The sequence below is a fragment of the Oceanisphaera sp. genome (assembly GCF_048268965.1).
Taxonomy (GTDB): domain Bacteria; phylum Pseudomonadota; class Gammaproteobacteria; order Enterobacterales; family Aeromonadaceae; genus Oceanimonas.
In genome coordinates this window covers 54,054-70,760 of sequence record NZ_JBLWUK010000001.1, presented here as the reverse complement: position 1 = coordinate 70,760, position 16,707 = coordinate 54,054, and the positions used below count along the sequence as shown (strand labels likewise).

Genomic DNA, 16,707 nt, shown 5'->3' with positions numbered 1-16,707 from the left:
TTATTTGTGCGAGTGAGCCTGATTACGGCTGAGCAGGGTTTCCTCGCCGTATCGCCATTTGTCCATTTCGGCATCGACGGCATCGCTCTGGGCCCTGGTCATTTCCACCACCTGATTGGCCTGGCAAAAGCGCTTGAATGCATCTTTGGGCATGACCAACTCCACGAACAGGCCGGGATCATTGATGGCAAAGTCGAACTCGACAAAGCGGGCATCCTGCGGACTGCGTACGCGGATATACTTGGTCAGGCTTGTGGTGGGAGCCTGAGTGGGTGATACCGGCCGTGGCCTGGGTGCATCCATGGTATTAACCTCCAGCGTATTGATAACAGTGTGTAATCACTTGGTTTCATCCTTGTGTTAACTTGGTTGCAACCCGGGTGCCAGCTTTAAGTTTGATGATTGTGTTTATCTTTAAGGTATTGTTTTTAAAAGATAAGTTTTTATTTTTGACCTTGTTTTTTCGCTGTGAGTGTCTTGCCGTGTATTTACAGGCTTGAGCAAATGGTTAATATTGTTGTCTTTGTGTTGATCATTTGATGGGGCGAGATGCGAGAGCTGCAGGCCAAATTACACCCGTGTGTAACCTGACTGCCGGATTTCGCACCCGGGATCCGGATGGCGGCGATTGATATGGACCATGGACAGGGGCACGCATAGACAATGAACGATCTGGATAGCCTGAAAATACTCGACCCGGAAGATTTGATTTCCGGTATTCGCTTTAGCAGCGACCAGGGAAAAATCTGGTTCAATGAGCAACGTATGCTGCTTATCCATGCGAATGTGATGGGACAACTACGCAAGGAATTGATCGAAACGCTGGGCGTGCAGAGGGCCAAACGTTTTCTGATGCGCTTTGGTTATCACTCCGGGCTGAAGGATGCGGAAGTTGCCCGTAAGGTCAGGCCGCATATCACCAAGGAAGAAATGTTCATGGCGGGGCCCCAGCTGCACGCCATCAGGGGCATGGTCAAGGTGGTTCCTACCCGGCTGGAAATCGACATGGAGTCGGGTCATTTTCTGGGAGAATTCGACTGGTTCAACTCCTATGAAGCGGATGTGCATCAGCATTACTTTGGTCATGCCGAAGAGCCGGTCTGCTGGAGCCTGCTGGGGTATTCCAGTGGCTACACCAGCTATTTCATGGGGCAAACCATTATCTATAAGGAAACCAGCTGTGTTGCCCAGGGCGATGAGGGTTGTCGTATTGTTGGCAAGCCCCTTGACGAATGGGAAGACAAGGCGGAAATAGAGAAGTTCATGTTGCCGGATCCCGTTGCCGAAGAGCTGTTCGCGCTGAGAAACGAATTGCTCAGGTTAAGAGATACGGTGGGAGATGACAGCGAATACGACTATAAAATATTCAATTCCATCGGTCAGTCTGCCGCCTTTATCAAGGTGTGCAAGCTGATAAAGAAAGCAGCCAACAGCCGCGCGACTGTCTTGCTGCAAGGGGAAACCGGGGTCGGCAAAGAGGTATTTGCCCGGGGGCTGCATGTTTCCAGCGATCGGGCCGAGCAACCCTTTGTGGCCGTGAACTGTGCCTGTATTCCCCCAGAGCTGATTGAAGCCGAGTTGTTCGGGGTGGAAAAGGGCGCCTATACAGGCGCAAACCAGTCCCGCGAAGGCAAATTTGAACGGGCCGACGGGGGGACCATTTTTCTGGATGAGGTTATCGAGCTGTCCCCCCGGGCCCAGGCCACTCTGCTACGGGTCTTGCAGGAAGGCGAGCTGGAAAGGGTGGGAGACACCCAGACCCGAAAGGTGGATGTTCGGGTCGTCACCGCCACCAACGAGGATTTGCAACAGGCGGTGCAGGAAGGCCGTTTTCGAGCCGACCTGTTTTATCGGCTGAATATTTTTCCTGTTCATATACCCCCTCTGCGTGAGCGTAAAGAAGACATTCCCTTGCTGACCCAGCACTTTCTGGATCGCTACCAGACCCTTTACAACAAACGCATTCTCGGGGTGACCGACAAGGCGCGCGAGGCCCTGCTGGAATATGATTGGCCCGGCAATATTCGCGAGCTGGAAAACCTGATCGAGCGCGGTATTATTCTGACCGACAACAACAACGAAATAGAGGTATGCAGCTTCTTTCCCAGTTTCAAGGACAGCGAGCCGACCGTGGGGCGGGTGTGCCAGGATGGCTCCCTGCGAGAGGAGAAAACCGTTGACGGTGACGATCAGGAAACCTGGTGCGAGCGGCTGCTGACCGAAAACTTCAGCCTGGAAAACCTGGAGCAAAGCCTGATCCGCCATGCGCTCAAGGCGGCAGACGGCAATGTGTCCAAGGCTGCCCGTACGCTGGGCCTGACCCGGCCCGCGCTGGCCTACCGGATGAAAAAGCTGACGCCATCATGAAAGGAGCCGGCAGCCGCCGGCTCCTGCACTGTCTTTATTCAAACATTAAAAGACCTTGGTCAGGGTGAGGCGAAACAGATCGCCCCTGGGGCCGTTCTTTACGTCGTACTCGCTGATATAAGCGGCGTTCAGCCCCATCATCAGCGATGGCCAGAAATAGCCGGCCTCCACCCCGAGGCCGTGCTTCTCCACTTTTCCGGCCGGCGCTTGCTGGCTGTTTTCCAGTTGCCAGGCATTGTAGCCAATCAGCCCCAGCTCCAGGCCGGTATCCAGTTTTTTGGCGATGCCCCATTCCACCAGCCAGCTGTCACCCGGTGTAATACGGGTTTCGTCCTGTTTTGACTTGATCTCGTAGCGGGACAGGGCCGATACCGACCAGGTCTTTTCGGCATCCGGGTAATAGTTGCCGCCCAGGGTCAGCATGGTGGTCTTGAAGCCCTTGCCAATGGAGGCCGGCTCGGTACTGCTGTAGTCGCCGGTATCAAGCCAGAGGCCGGCGCCAAACACCGCATCCCACTGCTGGCCGTGCCAGCCCAGCACGAGCGGACTGACAAAAATGTCGGCCACGCCATGCTCGGTGCTGTCGATGCCGGCAATATCAAAGTCGAGGGAGGTACGTTGCAGGGGGATAATGGCTTCCATGCCGTAGTCGGCGTTGAACAGCTTTTTGTCGGTCACCCACACGAAACGATTGACCAGCGCCGTGACCGAGGCGGTGTTGCTGGCCGGCAGGGAGTGTCCCTTGTCGTTTCTGAGTGAGTTCATATCGTAATGGGCCAGGTAACCGCGGTAGTAAACGCCGGGCGGAGGAACCACTGCCCCCTTGATGCCTTCCACCCCGGGCACATAGTGTCCGTTGGCGGCCAGGGCAGAGCCGGACAGTACGGTTAGAGCGGCCGTCGTTAGCCCGCCAATATGCTGTCGCGCCTTTCTGGTGCGTGCCTGCGTCATAACATCTCCTTGTTGTAAAAGTGAACGCCGGGTTCGGATAAACCGGGCGCGCGGCCCGAGCGGCTGAAATACAGCGGCCAAAGTGGGCTGTTAACCTTTTATCAACATTTGTGCCATTTATGACTGTGGTTAATTTACTGTTTTATATGTCTTTTTTAAAACGAGTTGCGGCAGGGGGAGAGCGGACTTGGTGAAATAATGAAATGGTGGGAGACATATTAATGAAATGGTAAAGCCGCCATGCCACCGCTGGGTGGCATGGCGGCAGAATTTTACAGAGTCTGATGGGGCCCGAATACCTCGTAATGCAGGCGGGAATCCTCTATGCCCCAGGCCGAGAGCTGTTCCTTGACCATGGCCATGAAGGGCATGGGGCCGCAGAAGTAATAATGGGCACCGTCCATCGTGATGGCGTCTTTTATCTGGCTCAGGTCCATCAGACCATCGGCGTGATAGTCCTCCGCCGGTTGATCGTTTTCCCCCGGGGTGCGATACCAGACATGGGTCGTTAAATTGGCATTGGCCTGACGCAGGCCTTGAATGTGATCCTTGAAGGCATGCTGGGCACCGTTTTCACAGGCATGCAGCCAGTGAATATCGGCCTGATGCTCATGCTTGATTAACTGGTCGAGCATGGCGCGCATGGGGGTCTGGCCGACACCGCCGGAAATCAGTACCACAGGGGTCTCTGTGCTGACTTCCATGAAGAAGTCACCCGCCGGAGGCAGCACCTGCAGGGTATCGCCGACTTGCACTTCGTCGTGCATGAAGTTGGAGGCCACGCCATTAGGCTCGCGTTTTACGGCAATGCGGTAGTCTTGGCCATTGGCCGCCTGGCACAAGGAATATTGGCGAATTTCCTTATGAGCCAGCTTGGGGCTGCTTAAATGCAGGTTGAGATATTGGCCTGGCAAAAAGTCGAGCACGGCTTCACCGTCTGCCGGGGCCAGCAAAAAGCTGGTGATGTGCTCGCTTTCCACTTGTTTTTCCTTGACCACAAAGGCGCGTTGCCCACGCCAGCCACCGGTTTTTTGCTCGCTTTGCTGATAAATCTGCTCTTCGCGGCCAATGAAAATCCCGGCCAGAGCACCGTAGGCCTGGGCCCAGGCGTCAATCACCTCGGGGGTAGCGGCATCGGGGGCCAGCTCCTTGATGGTTTCCAGCAGGTGATGACCCACTATGTCGTACTGCGCGGGTTGAATGGAAAAGCCGGTGTGCTTTTGGGCTATTCGCTCTACCGCACTGCTCAGTACGGCAGGGTTGTCGATATTTTTGGCATAGGCCAATACCGCAGAAAACAAGGCGGCGGGCTGACGACCAGAGGCCTGGTGACTGAGGTTGAAGACGTCTTTCAGCTCGGGATTGTCACGAAACATACGTTTATAAAAGTGTTCGGTCAGTGCGGTGTTGGCTGACTCGAGCAAAGGAACTGTGCTTTTTACGATTTCTATGGTGCGACTATCCAGCATGCTTAACGCCTCTTTAATGTGTATTCATGATGCAACTTAAGGCGCATATTATAGTGTCATTTGATTTGCATCAATAAAAAATTACGGTTTTTGTCTGGTCGATCACCTTGTTCTCTCCCAGAGCAATGGCTTGCATTTTCGGAGGTAAAGGTAACAATGCGAGTCGGACACTTTCAGCGGATATTGACTAATGACGGAACATTCTCGATTACAACGGGTACTGGCCTTGATTGATGCCGAAAATCGGCAAGATCCCAATCAAGAGCTGGCTGATGGACAGCACTGGCCAAAAGAATATTTGTACAGCGTGCGCATGAGTGCCAGACAGGCCGAATTTGTGCCCGAGGCCAGCGAATTACTGCAGATAGCCTGCCGCGCCCAGCACATCAAGCGCTGGCACATTGCCAGATCCGGTTACCCCATGGACAGAGCCGGTTACAAGCGCTGGCGCACCGACCTGGGGCAGTTTCACGGTGATTTAACCGCAGAGTTGATGGCCAGAGTGGGCTATAGCGACGCAGAGCAACAGCACATTAAAGATCTCTTGCTGAAAAAGCAGCTCAAGCGCGATCCTGAAGTTCAGGCGCTGGAGGACGTGATTTGTCTGGTGTTTATCGAGTTTTACCTGGCGGACTTTGCCACCCGCCACAGTGAAGAGAAGCTGCTGGATATTATTCGTAAAACCTGGGGCAAGATGTCGGCTGCCGGACAGGCTGCGGCGTTGCGCTTGTCGTTGACCCCCGAAGTGCAGGCGCTGGTAGGCAAGGCCCTGAGCTGAAAGCTTTTTGTAGTCTTCCGCGGAGCAAAGATGCCGCTTCGCGGCATTGCGCAGCTAAAGCAGCGCCATCCGTGTAACATATTGGCAGCACAGATATTTGCATGGTGTACGAATGTAGTAGCTGCTTTAGCTGCTAAATCCTGCGGAGCTGGATGGTGTTAATAATATCCCGCTGAGGCGGGAGTGCCAGCTAAAGCGGCACGCTACAAAAACTGTGGTTCTCTGAATGCATATATCCAGAAAATCGGATGATGGAAAAAGGAGAGAGTTTCTTGAGTTGGCAAGCCAGGCTACTTACCATGGCGGAGTTACTACATAGCTAAAACCATATACAACATATATATAAAATGTATGGATAATAAATGTGTAGAAAATGTTAAGTTTTTGTAAGTGTCGGACGAGGGTCGGACATGGGAACCAATAAAGGGACGTAATAACATGAGGGAGAGGATCCTATGAATGCCATTGTTCTGGCCATCCTGGTGATGGTAGCGCTATGTTTGGCTCGGGTATCTGTTGTATTTTCGCTGGTGGCTGCCGCACTTGTGGGGGGGCTCTGGGCCGGAATGTCGGTAGAACAGGTAATCGGTGCCTTTAATGAAGGCCTGGGCAGCGGTGCCACCGTGGCTCTGGCCTATGCCACCCTGGGGGCGTTTGCCGTGGCGCTGTCGCGTACCGGCATTACCGATTTGGTGGCCAGCAAGGCACTGGGCTGGGTCGGCTCCCGGCGTGATCCTGGCCAGCTGAGCAGCGTCAAGTGGTTCATGTTTGGCGCCTTGGTCATCATAGGCGCCGCTTCCGGTACCGTGGTGCCGGTACATATCGCCTTCATTCCCATTCTGGTGCCGCCGCTGCTGGGGCTGATGAGTATGCTCAAGCTGGACAGGCGCGCCGTGGCCTGTGTGATTACTTTCAGTATCACCATCATGTACATGACCACGCCGGTGGGGTTTGGCACCATCTTTCTTAACGACATACTGACGAACAGCGTCAATCAGGCCGGTAATGACCTGGGTATGGTGGTCACGCCAGCCATGGCACCCAAGGCCATGCTGCTGCCTGCACTGGGCATGCTGCTCGGGCTGCTGGTGGCGGTGTTGTTCAGCTATCGTCGTCCGCGGGAGTACCAGCAGCAGACGGCGGCGAGCGTCGACAGTACCAAGAAGCAAACCCGACTCAGCCGCAAGCAGCTGACCATGATAGTAGCGGCCATCCTGGGTGCGCTGATCGTACAGTTGATGACGGGCTCCATGGTATTGGGCGGTCTGCTGGGCTTTGCCCTGCTGTCGATGAACGGCCTGTTCAAGTGGAAAGATCAGGACGATGTCTTTACCCAGGGCATGCGCCTGATGGCGTTGGTGGGCTTCATCATGATTGCCGCCTCCGGTTTTGCCGGGGTCATGAAGGCCTCGGGTGCGATTCCCGAGCTGGTAGCCGGTTCGGGCGCGCTGATTGGTAACAGCCCGGCGTTGGCGGCACTGGTCATGTTGCTGGTGGGGCTGTTCATCACCATGGGCATAGGGTCGTCCTTTTCTACCATTCCGATAATTGCCGCCATCTATGTGCCGCTGGCGATAAGCTTTGGCTTCTCACCATTGGCGACGCTGGCACTGGTAGGCACCGCCGGCGCCCTGGGGGATGCAGGCTCGCCGGCATCCGACTCGACTCTGGGGCCGACCGCGGGATTGAATGCGGATGGTCAGCACGATCATATTCGTGACTCAGTGATCCCCACCTTCATTCACTACAACATTCCACTGGTGATCTTCGGCTGGGTTGCGGCCCAGGTACTCTAGACCGTAAGACAGGCCATAAGCCGTAAGCCGGGAGACTTCGGGTTCAATGCGAACCCGGAGTCTCCCGGCTTTTTTATGGGTGCTTGGCCTGCCCGGCGATCTGCTCGAGAAACAGCTGGGCGGGAATGGAGAGCGGAAAGGCGCGGGAGTGGGCCAAGACCACCCGCTGGGGAGGGAACTCATCGAGTAGCGGTCGACAGGCCAGAGGAGCGCCGTCGTAGCTTTGATCGCCAGCCGGGCGGGTACAGGACAGGGCCACCCCATGTCCGTGGGCCACCAACCCCCGTTGCATCTCGAAGGAGGCGGTGGTGTGGATATGAGCGGGTTGCAGATCCTGATGCCAGAATAGCGACATGAAATACTCCTGGGTAAGCGGCATATCCTGCAAGATCAGGGTCTCTTTCGCTATTTCCGCCAGGCTTAACGTCGGTTGTTCGGCCAGTTTATGCCCGGCAGGTAACAGGGCATAAGGTCGCAGTTCGTCCAGTACCTGAATATCGACCTCTTGCGGCAGCCCCAGGGCATAGCTGAGCGCCAGTTCGGCCTTGCCCTGTTTAAGGGCCTGCTTGACGCCAGCCAAATCCTGCTCCTGCATCAAGACTCTTATTTTGGGATAACGGCGCTCGAACTCGCTGACCAGTCGGGGCAAATAGTAGGGCGCTATGTCCCGAAAACAGCAAATGACCAGCTGCCCCTCCACCCGGGTGTCGTCCTGTTCCAGCCGGGCCAGCAGATTGTGAGACAGGGTAAGAATTTGGCGGGCTTCCTTAAGCAAGCCCTCTCCTCTGGGGGTCAGACTCACTCCCTGGCCGCGATGACGCTGAAATAGTGGCTGGTTGAGCAGGCTTTCCAACTGATGAATGGCGATGGATACCGAGGGCTGAGAGACATGCAATGTTTCGGCCGCCTTGCTGATGCTGCCGTGCTGGGCCACGGACACAAAATAACTTAGCTGACGAAAAGTAAATGGTATAGTCATTTTGCTATGCATCCTATATAGAAAATATATTTATATACTATGTAGTAAGAATGTTAAAGTCGATGTACTTAATTAAAGGGAAGGGGAGCAACATGACTACGCCGGTAGCTTTGCAGCAGTGGCTGACACCAGAACAGAAGATTGCCTACGAGCGCGATGGTGCCATCGTGATCAAGGGCGTGTTTAAGGATTGGATTGAGACCCTGCGTGCGGGCTTCGACAAGGTATTGAATGACCCCAGCGAGCACGGTCGTGAAAACGTGACCGGTACCGATACCGGCCGCTTTTTTGAAGATTACTGCAACTGGCAGCGCATTCCCGAGTTCAAACAATGGATTGAGCAGTCGCCGGGTGCGGCTATCGTCGGTGAAGCCACCGGTTCCGAGCGGGTGCAGGTGTTTCACGAGCACATTCTGGTGAAAGAGCCGGGCACTTCCAAGGCGACGCCCTGGCACCAGGATCTGCCCTATTACTGTGTTGAAGGCGATCAGACCGGCAGCTACTGGATACCGCTGGACCCCATTACACCGGAAAACGCCCTGCAGGTGGTGTTGGGATCACATCGCTGGCCCAAGTTGATCCGCCCGAGCAAATGGTCGACCAATGCTTCCTGGTACGAGGAAGACAGCCACTTCATGGAAATGCCGGACATCGACAGCGGTGACTTTGAAATCCTGATCCCCGAGATGGAACTGGGCGATGCCTTGCTGTTCAACTTCAAGACGGTACACGGTGCGCCGGGCAACCAGACAATGAACCGTCGCCGTGCCTTTTCTACCCGCTTCATGGGCGACGACGTACGTTACGTGGATCGTGGTGGCGCCACTTCACCGCCTTTTGACGGCATTAACCTGAAAACCGGTGACACTATGCGGGAAGACTGGTTCCCGGTGGTGTGGCAACGCTAAACCTGGTTGAACATCAAAAAAAGCCCGCCATTCGGCGGGCTTTTGCATTGAACTACGGCAATTGGCAGTGATACCAAACTGATTAAATAACAGATCTATTTTGTTTCTCTGTAAAGGTCGGACAAAGAGCCTACTCCACCGACACGCTGCAAGCACATCCCTGTGACGCTCAGCACATGACGTCCCTGTCATGTGATGGTCGGCGGAGCAGATCTCTTTATCCTCCTTGATGCTGCAGAGCTGCCTGTTAATGCTGCGCGCAGGCAACTCGGTGCTTGATAAGAGGCATCACAGGCTTAATTATGATCAGAACTTTATTCAAACTGGTATTAACCACCAAAAAACTGTCGGCTGAGCGCGGCGGCGATAATACCGGCGGTAATGGCGGGCAGGGGCTTTTTCAACACCAGCATGGTGAGCGCCGTGGCCAACAGCGCCATTCGGGCGCCAATATCACCGTTGACCGCCATGGGCGTTAAAATGGCGACCAGCACGGAGCCGGACATGGCACTGATAAATTGCTGCACCCTGTGATTGATGGGGATCAGCGACATCACGAAGACGCCGCCCCAGCGGGTGGCCAGGGTCACTATGGCCATCACGCCGATAATCAGCAGGGTGCCGGAGCCGGCGGTTTCCAGATTCATTTGTTGTTTTTCTCCATCCACAATGCACCCACCAGGCCACCCGACAGGGCGCCAACCACCACATGACTGTTGGCTGGCAGCCACCAGTAGGCCAGCATCGCCGAGACCCCCGCCACTGTCCAGATCATCAGGGTACGCAGATCCTTTCGCCCCCCCAGGGTCATGGACAGCAGGAAACAGCCCAGCACCATGTCCAGCCCTATGCTGAACGGGTCTTCGATGGCACTGCCAAAATACAGGCCGAGCCAGGTGCCCAGCATCCAGAATGACCAGATGGCCAGGCCGCCGCCAAACAGTATGCCCAGCGCCCGCTCACCCTTGTGAAAGCCCTGCATCGCCATGGCCCAGTTGGCATCGGAGGCAAACAGCATAATGCCGTAACGCTTGAGCGGGGGCAGATGCTGCAGCCAGGGATAGAGGCTGGCACCCATCAGCAGGTGACGGGCATTGATGGCGAAGGTGGTGATGATCAGGGGCACCAGTGGCACCTGAGTACCCCACAGCTCCAGCGCGGCAAACTGCGAGGTGCCGGCAAACACCAGGGCGCTCATCAGTACTATGTTACCTTCGCTCAGGCCTTCCTGGGCGGCGGCCAGTCCGAACGCCAGCCCGAAGGCGGCCACGAAAAAGGAGAGCGGTAACAACTGCTTGAAACCAAACCAGGTATCGGCAGGCTCTAGTCGTGCCTGTTCGGCATAGGTGTCCATTTCAGTATTAGACTCATACGTTTAAGGGCCAGCTAGAATAACATCATGCTCACAGAGGGGCGAGTACGGGGAGGAGACAAGGCCGTATTCGGTATGGCAGTCGGCACGTTCAGTGTGCAGATTGCTCCCGATACAGCTCGCTCAGTTGCCTGGTTCTGTATTCGGTCAGCTCAATCAAGGCCTGGCTATAAATCAACGGCTGAATGGATCCCCCTCGATAAGCGCCGGCTTTAAACTCGGCGTCAGCATCCCGGTATTTCAACCAGGCTCTTTGTGCCAGTTTGAGCTGCTGCTGGCGCTCGGGTGACAAGACGCTCATTAATCGAGCGTAGGCGGTATTCAGTGCCGCATCGGCACTTTGATAGCGCAGATGAGCGGATTGATTAAGCTCAGCCTGGGTGTCACCGGCAGCATGGGCAAATCCGGTTAACGACAGGCTGAACACTAGCAAGAGCAGGGTGTTGTACATAGGGCCCCCTTGGCTGTCGGTTGCAGATAGTCACCAGTCTAGCAGCCATAAAAAAACACCGCCGATAAGGCGGTGTTTTATAGAGTGAGTAACCAGGGGCTTATTTGGTTACTTTCTTGTATTTAATACGCTTGGGCTGTACGGATTCGGCGCCGTAGGTTTTCTTCTTCCAGTCTTCGTATTCGGTGAAGTTACCTTCAAAGAATTCCACCTTGCCTTCATCCTTATAATCCAGAATATGAGTGGCAATACGGTCGAGGAACCAGCGGTCGTGGGAGATGACCATGGCACAGCCCGGGAATTCCAGCAGGGCGTTTTCCAGCGCGCGCAGGGTTTCAATGTCCAGATCGTTGGTCGGTTCATCCAGCAGGATCACGTTGCCGCCGGTTTGCAGCAGCTTGGCCATGTGCAAGCGACCGCGCTCACCACCGGATAACTCACCCACACGCTTTTGTTGATCCACGCCTTTAAAGTTAAAGCGGCCCAAATAAGCGCGGCTGGGGATTTCCAGGTTGCCGATGCGCAGCATGTCCTGGCCGTTGGCTACTTCTTCCCACACGGTTTTGGTGTCGTCCATGCTGTCACGGAACTGTTCAACCGAGGCCAGCTGAACCGATTCACCCAGGGTGATCTTGCCCGAGTCTGGCTGCTCTGCGCCGGTGAGCATGCGGAACAGGGTCGATTTACCTGCGCCGTTGGGGCCGATAATACCGACGATGGCGCCTTTGGGAATGCTGAACGACAGATCGTCAATCAGCATGCGATCGCCATAGGACTTGGTCAGGTTTTCTACGTCGATGACCTGATCGCCCAGGCGAGGTCCTGGCGGAATAAACAGTTCGTTGGTTTCGTTACGCTTCTGGAAGTCCTGGTTTTGCAGCTCTTCAAAGCGGGCCATACGGGCCTTTGACTTCGCCTGACGACCTTTAGGGTTCTGGCGTACCCACTCCAGTTCCTTTTGAATCGACTTCTGGCGCGCAGCCTCGGAAGATTGCTCTTGCGACAGACGGGCGTCTTTCTGCTCCAGCCAGGAAGAGTAGTTACCTTCCCAGGGAATACCTTCACCCCGGTCCAGCTCCAGGATCCAGCCGGCCACGTTATCCAGGAAGTAACGGTCGTGGGTAATGGCGACCACTGTGCCTTCGTAGTCGTGCAGGAATCGCTCCAGCCAGGCCACGGATTCCGCATCCAGGTGGTTGGTGGGTTCGTCCAGCAGCAGCATGTCGGGCTTTTCCAGCAACAGCTGACACATGGCCACGCGGCGGCGCTCACCCCCGGACAGCTTGTCTATGGTGGCTTCCCAGGGGGGCAGGCGCAGTGCGTCGGCGGCCCGCTCCAGCTGGTTGTCCAGGTTATGGCCGTCGTGAGCCTGAATGATGGCTTCCAGCTCGCCCTGGCGCTTGGCCAGCTTGTCGAAGTCGGCATCCGGATCTGCATAGGCGGTGTAGACCTCGTCCAGCTCTTTCAGCGCCCCGGCCACTTCCGATACGGCTTCTTCAATGGCCTCGCGGACGGTTTGCTTGGGCTTTAGTTTCGGTTCCTGGGGGAGGTAGCCGATGTTAATGCCGGGCTGGGGGCGCGCTTCGCCCTCAATTTCGGTATCTATGCCGGCCATAATGCGCAGCAAGGTCGATTTACCGGCGCCGTTCAAGCCCAGTACACCAATTTTGGCACCGGGGAAAAACGACAAAGAGATATTCTTCAGAATATGACGCTTGGGCGGAACCACCTTGCCCACGCGATTCATACTGTAAACAAATTGAGCCATATCTATTTATCCTGATATTTCAGAAGGTTAACAAGCTGACTGCCAGGCTGTCCATCAAGCGGCAGTCAACCGAACAGCAATGGCGTATATGGTACTTGCCTGAGCGGGGAAATCCAGCTGCAACTGAGAGTGAGCCGTGAGTAGACATCATGAGCCGTACAGCCGATTTCTGTCAGCTATTCACACCCGACGATGATCATACCAATACCTGATGGCCGTCAGGGGCGTGCAGGATCCGGGCTCTATAGCCGAAATATTGCTCGACGTTGGCAGGGGTCAATACCCGTGTCGGGCTACCTGTGCTGACAATGCGACCATCATGTAGCAGCACCAGTTGATCCCCGTAACGTGCCGCCAGATTCAGGTCGTGCACTATTACCAGCACGGCGCAACCCTCACTCGCCAGGCGCCGGGCCTCCGTTAACAACATGTGTTGCTGGCCCAGATCGAGGGCCGAGGTGGGTTCATCGAGCAGCAGGATACGTTGTTTTTCATCACCGCTTAACTGGGCCAGAATACGGGCAAAGTGGACCCGTTGTTTTTCACCGCCCGACAACCTGGGATAGGGTGCATCGCGCAGGTGCCAGACCCGGGCCCGCTGCATGGCCTGTTCAATTATCGGTCGGTTTTCGCGCTCGCTGCCGTTGTGGGGAATCCGCCCCAGGCCAACCACCTCAAAGGCAGAAAAAGGAAACTGCAGGCCAGACTGTTGCGGTAAGACCGCCAGTTGGCGGGCCAGGGCCTGGCGGGGCCAACGTGCCCGTTCGTGACCAAAAAAACGCATTTCTCCCCGGGGGGAGTGTTCACCGGCAATGCACTTGAACAAGGTGCTTTTACCGGCACCATTAGCACCTATCAACAGGGTTACCTGGCCGGCGTGCAGCCGCAGGTTGATATCGGTTAACAGTTGGCGGTGCCGTAGTGACAGTGATAACTGCTTGATATCCAGTAATACTGTGCCCGTGTCCTTCATGCCAGTCCCATCCCCCGTTTTTGTTGCAACAGCAGCCACAAGAAGAAGGGGGCGCCCAGCAGGGCGGTGACTATGCCAACCGGCATTTCGGCGGGGGCGGCCAGGGTGCGTGCCAGCATGTCGGCCAGTAATAATAACCAGGCACCCAACAGGGCAGACAAGGGCAGTAACCGACGGTGGTCGGGCCCCGCCAGCAAGCGTACCAGGTGTGGCACCACCAGGCCGACGAAGCCGATAATTCCCACGGCCGCCACGCTGACGCCGACGGCCAGGGCCGCCATGCAGACCAGCTTTCGCTTGAGCGACTGTACATCTATGCCCAGGTGGCTGGCCTCGGCCTCGCCCAGTGCCAGCGCATTCAAGCTGTGGGCATGATGACGCAATAAAAGGGTGAGCACCATGGCGGTGGCGCATACCAATCCCAACTGAACGGGATCGCTTCGGGCCATGGTTCCCATTTGCCAGAGAGTGAGATCTCTCAGGGTCTGATCATCGGCCAGATAGTTGAGCAGTCCGAGCACACCGCCGCTCAAGGCGGCAATGGCCACCCCTGCCAGTAGCAGTATGCTCACCGAGGTCCCTTGTGAGGTACGTGCCAGCCGATACACCACCAGGGTGGTGATTAAGCCGCCGACAAAAGCCATGAGTGAGGTCAAGCTGGCACTCAGCCAGGCGGGCAGCCAGAGCGCAAGCGGCGTCAGTAGTACCATGGACAGTGCCGCGCCCAGGGCGGCACCGCTGGAGACACCGATAATGCCCGGATCGGCCAGGGGATTTCTGAACAGCCCCTGCATGACAGCGCCACACAAGGCCAGAATAGCGCCCACGCCCAGGCAGAGCAGGGTGCGTGGCAAGCGAATATGCAGTAACACCAGGCTTTCGGTGGGGCTGAGCCGGGATGGGGTCAACAAGCTGAGCACATCCAGCGCCATGGGGCCGGTGGCCAGCGAGGTCAAGCCGGTTATCAACACCAACCCCAGCAACAGGGGTAACAAGGTAGTACGGGCCTGCATCAGGGGTGTACCAGCCAGTGTTGCTGCAAACGTTCGGCTTCGGCCAGCGTACTCAAACCCAGACCACCAATCAGTGCCTTGCCATTTACCGCCACTATGGCATTGGCTGTTGCGGCCGGCGTCTGACGTAACAGGGGAAACTGTTTTAACAGGGTGTCGGTACCGGCTTCTTCAACCAGGTGGCGGCGGCTGATCAGGATGATCTCGGGTGCCATGGCAACCAGGGCCTCCATGGCAACGGGCTTATAGCCGTCAACCTGGTCGACGGCGGGGTTGCTGCCGCCGGCCAGGCGGATCAGGCTGTCGGCCAGCGTATTGCTACCGGCAATTTGGACCCTGTTGCCGTCTCCCAGGAGCAAGAAAATGGTTTTTTTGCCGACCACAGTGTGGTCAGTGGCCAGTTGCTGTGCTCGCCATGCCACTTGTTGCTGCAGCGCTGCCGCCTGGGATTGGCGGTTTAGCAGTTCGCCAAGGCGAAGAATATTGGCCTGTAATTGCACGACCGACATCGCCTCTGGCAGGCGTTCGACCCTGACGCCTGCCTGACGGACCAGGTCAAGGGCATCGGGCGGCCCCATTTCTTCACTGCCGATCACCAGAGTGGGGCGGGTGGACAGCATGCCCTCGGCACTCAGCTGACGGTGATACCCGAGTCGGGCAAGTCGACTGTTTTCTGGCAGGACGCTGGTGCTGTCAACCGCCACCAGCTGCGCCTCGGCGCCTAACGCAAAGACCAGTTCCGTCATGCCGCTACCGGCACTCAGCAGCCGTTGTGGTTCGGCCTGTACTACAGTGTGTATCAGCAAGATCAGGGAAAGCAAGCAGCGAACGGCCATTAGTCATCCTCCATCAGAATTTGCGTGGCGTGAATTTGCTGCTCTTGCAAGAACGCCAGCAGCTTCAACATGTTTTCCACGGTAACGTCCTTGTCTGATGCCAGGATCAAGTCCGTTTCTTTCAAGGCATCTGCCTGAGCGTGCAATACCGGTTTAAACTGTTCCCAGTCCTCATACCGTTCGCCTTGCAAGGCCCAGGCCGGGCTGCCCGCCAACAGGTTAATGGTGATGGATTGAGTATCTTGTATTGAGCTCAAGGCCTCGCTGTCGGTCTTGGGCAGGTCCACTTCCAGCGTTTGCAGCGGAATATTGGCGGTCAGCAGCAAAAACACCAGCACGATAAAAATGATATCGAGCAGCGGGGTAATGTCAGGAGCCAGAGAGCGCCAGCCGGAATGTGCCGGTTCGGGGCGTCCTATCATGGGCGGCCCCCAAGCTGCACGCCTTCCAGGTGCAGGTTGCACTGGTTCAGCTCGTCGGTCAGCTTGTCGAGCAATCGATCGGCCCACAGGCCGAACAGCTGGGCGCCGGCAATGGCGGGCAGGGCAATCAGCAAGCCGGCGGCTGTGGTACTCATGGCCAGCCCCAGGCCATCGGCCAGCAGGGAAGGGGTGACAGGATCATTGCTTTCGCCGATGCTTCTAAACATGTCAATCAGGCCCAGTACCGTCCCCAGAAGGCCAAGCAGGGGGCTGATCACCCCCACCAAGGTGAGGACTCTCAGGCCAGAATGCAGCTTGCGCCTTTGCTGCTGCAGCCATACCGAGGCCAGATCTTCCCGGGTGCCCTTGTCGCAGTTTTGGTGTTGTACCAACAAGTTACAACCCCGCAAAATCAGTGATTTCGGATCCGAGCATTCGGCTTGGGTATAGGCATAGGTATTGCCGCTGCGGCGTAAATGCCTTTTTTCCTGCTCACCGCGCAAGCTGACCCACAACAAGGCAAGGCTGCGTTCCAGCCACAGGGCCAGGGTTAGCACAGAACAGAGGATCAGCGGCCAGCTCATCAGGCCCAGTTGGTGATGCAATTGATTTAACAGTGACATG

General features: G+C 56.2%; 17 protein-coding genes. 4 read left to right on the top strand and 13 right to left on the bottom strand.

Annotated elements, in window-relative coordinates:
* On the bottom strand, positions 1 to 303 hold the full coding sequence (locus ACN0VL_RS00335; protein WP_417613992.1) for a phenol hydroxylase subunit: 303 nt from the start codon (positions 301 to 303) through the stop codon (positions 1 to 3).
* 360 nt (positions 304 to 663) lie between these two features.
* Between ACN0VL_RS00335 and ACN0VL_RS00330 the strand changes: the two genes are divergently transcribed.
* Entirely contained in the window at positions 664 to 2,367 is a 1,704-nt protein-coding gene (locus ACN0VL_RS00330; protein WP_417613990.1) for a sigma 54-interacting transcriptional regulator, read from the top strand.
* A gap of 45 nt (positions 2,368 to 2,412) precedes the next feature.
* Here ACN0VL_RS00330 and ACN0VL_RS00325 read toward each other — a convergent pair whose 3' ends face one another.
* Both ACN0VL_RS00325 and hmpA read right to left on the bottom strand, forming a co-directional pair.
* Positions 2,413 to 3,318 carry a SphA family protein gene (locus ACN0VL_RS00325; RefSeq protein WP_417613988.1) on the bottom strand — a complete coding sequence of 302 codons (906 nt, stop codon included), beginning with the start codon at positions 3,316 to 3,318 and terminating at the stop codon, positions 2,413 to 2,415.
* 272 nt (positions 3,319 to 3,590) lie between these two features.
* Positions 3,591 to 4,787 carry an NO-inducible flavohemoprotein gene (hmpA, locus tag ACN0VL_RS00320; protein WP_417613986.1) on the bottom strand — a complete coding sequence of 399 codons (1,197 nt, stop codon included), beginning with the start codon at positions 4,785 to 4,787 and terminating at the stop codon, positions 3,591 to 3,593.
* A gap of 190 nt (positions 4,788 to 4,977) precedes the next feature.
* Between hmpA and ACN0VL_RS00315 the strand changes: the two genes are divergently transcribed.
* A complete protein-coding gene (locus tag ACN0VL_RS00315) occupies positions 4,978 to 5,565 on the top strand; it encodes a DUF4202 domain-containing protein (protein WP_417613984.1) in 588 nt (195 codons plus the stop codon).
* A gap of 455 nt (positions 5,566 to 6,020) precedes the next feature.
* Complete coding sequence (locus tag ACN0VL_RS00310) at positions 6,021 to 7,361, top strand: Na+/H+ antiporter family protein (RefSeq protein ID WP_417613982.1); 1,341 nt, start codon at positions 6,021 to 6,023, stop codon at positions 7,359 to 7,361.
* A 73-nt stretch (positions 7,362 to 7,434) separates the two neighbouring features.
* Here the strand turns inward: ACN0VL_RS00310 and ACN0VL_RS00305 are convergent, their stop codons facing one another.
* Positions 7,435 to 8,340, bottom strand: coding sequence for a LysR substrate-binding domain-containing protein (locus tag ACN0VL_RS00305; protein ID WP_417613980.1), 906 nt, complete (start codon positions 8,338 to 8,340; stop codon positions 7,435 to 7,437).
* A gap of 92 nt (positions 8,341 to 8,432) precedes the next feature.
* On the opposite strand from ACN0VL_RS00305, the gene ACN0VL_RS00300 reads away from it, so the two are divergent.
* Positions 8,433 to 9,248: a phytanoyl-CoA dioxygenase family protein gene (locus ACN0VL_RS00300; protein ID WP_417613978.1), complete on the top strand. Its 816-nt coding sequence runs from the start codon at positions 8,433 to 8,435 to the stop codon at positions 9,246 to 9,248.
* Between the two features lie 329 nt (positions 9,249 to 9,577).
* On the opposite strand, the gene ACN0VL_RS00295 is transcribed toward ACN0VL_RS00300, so the two are convergent.
* The 9 genes from ACN0VL_RS00295 to ACN0VL_RS00255 all read right to left on the bottom strand — a co-directional run bounded on the left by ACN0VL_RS00295 (position 9,578) and on the right by ACN0VL_RS00255 (position 16,706).
* Positions 9,578 to 9,895: an AzlD family protein gene (locus ACN0VL_RS00295; protein WP_417613976.1), complete on the bottom strand. Its 318-nt coding sequence runs from the start codon at positions 9,893 to 9,895 to the stop codon at positions 9,578 to 9,580.
* Complete coding sequence (locus tag ACN0VL_RS00290) at positions 9,892 to 10,602, bottom strand: AzlC family ABC transporter permease (RefSeq protein ID WP_417613974.1); 711 nt, start codon at positions 10,600 to 10,602, stop codon at positions 9,892 to 9,894. The genes ACN0VL_RS00295 and ACN0VL_RS00290 overlap by 4 nt, the downstream gene beginning before the upstream one ends.
* Before the next feature lie 109 nt (positions 10,603 to 10,711).
* Entirely contained in the window at positions 10,712 to 11,071 is a 360-nt protein-coding gene (locus ACN0VL_RS00285) for a lysozyme inhibitor LprI family protein (protein ID WP_417613972.1), read from the bottom strand.
* 100 nt (positions 11,072 to 11,171) lie between these two features.
* Complete coding sequence (gene ettA / locus ACN0VL_RS00280; protein ID WP_417613970.1) at positions 11,172 to 12,839, bottom strand: energy-dependent translational throttle protein EttA; 1,668 nt, start codon at positions 12,837 to 12,839, stop codon at positions 11,172 to 11,174.
* Positions 12,840 to 13,035: 196 nt separating this feature from the next.
* Positions 13,036 to 13,812 (bottom strand): heme ABC transporter ATP-binding protein, encoded by a 777-nt coding sequence (locus tag ACN0VL_RS00275; RefSeq protein ID WP_417613968.1) that lies wholly within the window; start codon positions 13,810 to 13,812, stop codon positions 13,036 to 13,038.
* On the bottom strand, positions 13,809 to 14,825 hold the full coding sequence (locus ACN0VL_RS00270) for a FecCD family ABC transporter permease (RefSeq protein WP_417613966.1): 1,017 nt from the start codon (positions 14,823 to 14,825) through the stop codon (positions 13,809 to 13,811). Before ACN0VL_RS00270 ends, ACN0VL_RS00275 begins: the two co-directional genes overlap by 4 nt.
* Positions 14,825 to 15,661: a heme/hemin ABC transporter substrate-binding protein gene (locus ACN0VL_RS00265; RefSeq protein ID WP_417613964.1), complete on the bottom strand. Its 837-nt coding sequence runs from the start codon at positions 15,659 to 15,661 to the stop codon at positions 14,825 to 14,827. The genes ACN0VL_RS00270 and ACN0VL_RS00265 overlap by 1 nt, the downstream gene beginning before the upstream one ends.
* Complete coding sequence (locus ACN0VL_RS00260) at positions 15,661 to 16,083, bottom strand: ExbD/TolR family protein (RefSeq protein ID WP_417613962.1); 423 nt, start codon at positions 16,081 to 16,083, stop codon at positions 15,661 to 15,663. Before ACN0VL_RS00260 ends, ACN0VL_RS00265 begins: the two co-directional genes overlap by 1 nt.
* Complete coding sequence (locus ACN0VL_RS00255) at positions 16,080 to 16,706, bottom strand: MotA/TolQ/ExbB proton channel family protein (protein WP_417613960.1); 627 nt, start codon at positions 16,704 to 16,706, stop codon at positions 16,080 to 16,082. Before ACN0VL_RS00255 ends, ACN0VL_RS00260 begins: the two co-directional genes overlap by 4 nt.
* Position 16,707: the final 1 nt, after the last annotated feature.

What these genes read in the sequence shown, in the direction of transcription:
- ACN0VL_RS00305 (WP_417613980.1), bottom strand. Translation starts at nt 8,340, where the DNA reads ATGACTATACCATTTACTTTTCGTCAGCTAAGTTATTTTGTGTCCGTG.
- ACN0VL_RS00270 (WP_417613966.1), bottom strand. Translation starts at nt 14,825, where the DNA reads ATGCAGGCCCGTACTACCTTGTTACCCCTGTTGCTGGGGTTGGTGTTG.
- ACN0VL_RS00325 (WP_417613988.1), bottom strand. Translation starts at nt 3,318, where the DNA reads ATGACGCAGGCACGCACCAGAAAGGCGCGACAGCATATTGGCGGGCTA.
- ACN0VL_RS00300 (WP_417613978.1), top strand. Translation starts at nt 8,433, where the DNA reads ATGACTACGCCGGTAGCTTTGCAGCAGTGGCTGACACCAGAACAGAAG.
- ACN0VL_RS00335 (WP_417613992.1), bottom strand. Translation starts at nt 303, where the DNA reads ATGGATGCACCCAGGCCACGGCCGGTATCACCCACTCAGGCTCCCACC.
- ACN0VL_RS00310 (WP_417613982.1), top strand. Translation starts at nt 6,021, where the DNA reads ATGAATGCCATTGTTCTGGCCATCCTGGTGATGGTAGCGCTATGTTTG.
- ACN0VL_RS00330 (WP_417613990.1), top strand. Translation starts at nt 664, where the DNA reads ATGAACGATCTGGATAGCCTGAAAATACTCGACCCGGAAGATTTGATT.
- ACN0VL_RS00290 (WP_417613974.1), bottom strand. Translation starts at nt 10,602, where the DNA reads ATGGACACCTATGCCGAACAGGCACGACTAGAGCCTGCCGATACCTGG.
- ACN0VL_RS00275 (WP_417613968.1), bottom strand. Translation starts at nt 13,812, where the DNA reads ATGAAGGACACGGGCACAGTATTACTGGATATCAAGCAGTTATCACTG.
- ACN0VL_RS00260 (WP_417613962.1), bottom strand. Translation starts at nt 16,083, where the DNA reads ATGATAGGACGCCCCGAACCGGCACATTCCGGCTGGCGCTCTCTGGCT.
- hmpA (WP_417613986.1), bottom strand. Translation starts at nt 4,787, where the DNA reads ATGCTGGATAGTCGCACCATAGAAATCGTAAAAAGCACAGTTCCTTTG.
- ACN0VL_RS00285 (WP_417613972.1), bottom strand. Translation starts at nt 11,071, where the DNA reads ATGTACAACACCCTGCTCTTGCTAGTGTTCAGCCTGTCGTTAACCGGA.
- ettA (WP_417613970.1), bottom strand. Translation starts at nt 12,839, where the DNA reads ATGGCTCAATTTGTTTACAGTATGAATCGCGTGGGCAAGGTGGTTCCG.
- ACN0VL_RS00265 (WP_417613964.1), bottom strand. Translation starts at nt 15,661, where the DNA reads ATGGCCGTTCGCTGCTTGCTTTCCCTGATCTTGCTGATACACACTGTA.
- ACN0VL_RS00315 (WP_417613984.1), top strand. Translation starts at nt 4,978, where the DNA reads ATGACGGAACATTCTCGATTACAACGGGTACTGGCCTTGATTGATGCC.
- ACN0VL_RS00295 (WP_417613976.1), bottom strand. Translation starts at nt 9,895, where the DNA reads ATGAATCTGGAAACCGCCGGCTCCGGCACCCTGCTGATTATCGGCGTG.
- ACN0VL_RS00255 (WP_417613960.1), bottom strand. Translation starts at nt 16,706, where the DNA reads ATGTCACTGTTAAATCAATTGCATCACCAACTGGGCCTGATGAGCTGG.